The 1,411-nt window shown below is 54.1% G+C and carries 1 protein-coding gene and 2 pseudogenes; all 3 read right to left on the bottom strand.

What is annotated here, in order from left to right; all coding sequences use genetic code 11:
- Positions 1–88: S-adenosylmethionine synthetase N-terminal domain-containing protein (locus MKK64_RS26405; protein WP_243938632.1), on the bottom strand; the 88-nt coding region annotated here is incomplete at its 3' end.
- A 550-nt stretch (positions 89–638) separates the two neighbouring features.
- A pseudogene (locus tag MKK64_RS26410) lies at positions 639–866 on the bottom strand (IS701 family transposase); the annotation flags it as partial.
- A 75-nt stretch (positions 867–941) separates the two neighbouring features.
- A pseudogene (locus MKK64_RS26415) lies at positions 942–1,211 on the bottom strand (integrase core domain-containing protein); the annotation flags it as partial.
- Between the last annotated feature and the right edge of the window lie 200 nt (positions 1,212–1,411).

Genomic DNA, 1,411 nt, shown 5'->3' on the forward strand with positions numbered 1-1,411 from the left:
CCACGGTGTCGGAGATCCGGTCGCTCACCTTGTCGGGGTGGCCCTCGGAGACGGATTCGCTGGTGAACAGGAAGTCCGAACGCGGCATCGTGACAGCACCCCGGTTGACGGGTGCGCCTTCCTGATCGCGGCGCTTGACCCTGTTGTGAGGGCCGGAGTTCTGGCACCGGCTCCCGGCAGGGTCAAGGTGGAATGCCGAACGGATCCGTTATACCGTACGAAGCGGCCGGCCAATCGGTCCGAAGGTGCTACTGCGGGGGGCGCCCGCTTGACTTTCCTCAGAATATTGAAGGTATTAATTTTTAATTTGGGAGGTTTGTCATCATTACGCCAATCTTCAAGTTAAGTCTCGTATATCATAGCTCAATTTTTCACAAGAGAAGGGATTTCATACATTTCCAAATTATGATCAAAATCATAAAGAGCAAATCTTCGAAAAGTACATTCATTCCACCAGTGAAATTGGAAAAAATCTCATAATTATATTTTATAGAGCAAAGCTCTTCAGGTGTTTGATTTCCAGAATTTTATCATTTTGCCGCTGATAATTATTAATAAATTATTGGTTTCGTACGGTGTCGGAATACAAATAATGCAACGTGGCAGACTGCTCTCCAGGTGGATTCTCGAGCGCTGCCTCATAGTATGGTCATCGCCGCGGTGACGGCCGGCCGAGGTAATCCAGAATGTTCTACCTGATCGCCGGCAGTGAGGGCTGTGGCGGTGGGCAAAAGATCTTTTTTTCGGCCCGCTGCTGCGAGGCTCCGGGACTGGGGAAAGGCGTAGACCCCCATCGTCATCAACGCGTGTCGATGCAGCACAGTCCACGGGCCGCCTTTGAAGTGGTCGAGGTCGCGTTTCTCTTTTTTTTTCTAGATACGCCTGACCTAGCCGTCGATCCTCGTGTCGTGATGCGAAAAACGGAACGCGAACAAAGTCACCTAGCTGTGGAGTATCAACAGGTTGTCCGCGGATAGTACGAGTCGGCTGATGGGCGTCTTGCGTTTGATGCCGCTGTGGGGACGTTGCCAATTGTAGCGAAAGAGGAAGGCTGGGAGCTCATCTTCGCGTTGCTCGGACGTTTCGTAGGTACGGGCATAGGCCCATTCGCGCAGGGAGGTTTGGACGAAGCACTCGGCCTTGCCGTTGGTCTTCGGGGTGTAGGGCCGGGTGCGTTTGTGGGCGGTGCGCAGCCGTTGCAACGCCTTGGCGTAGCGTCTGGATTTGAAGGCCGTACCGTTGGCGGCTGGTCAGCTCCCTTTGAAGTGGTCCGCTCTTTGGTATGGCTTTTGAGCCTGGAGGACGGACAAGATGGCAAAGCACCCGAAGCCCGAGGAGATTGTTGCTAAGCTGCGGCAGGCGGATGTGCTGATCTCACAGGGCCAGAGCGTGGCCGATGCAATCCGCGCGC

It is taken from the genome of Methylobacterium sp. E-025 (assembly GCF_022829705.1).
Taxonomy (GTDB): Bacteria; Pseudomonadota; Alphaproteobacteria; order Rhizobiales; family Beijerinckiaceae; genus Methylobacterium.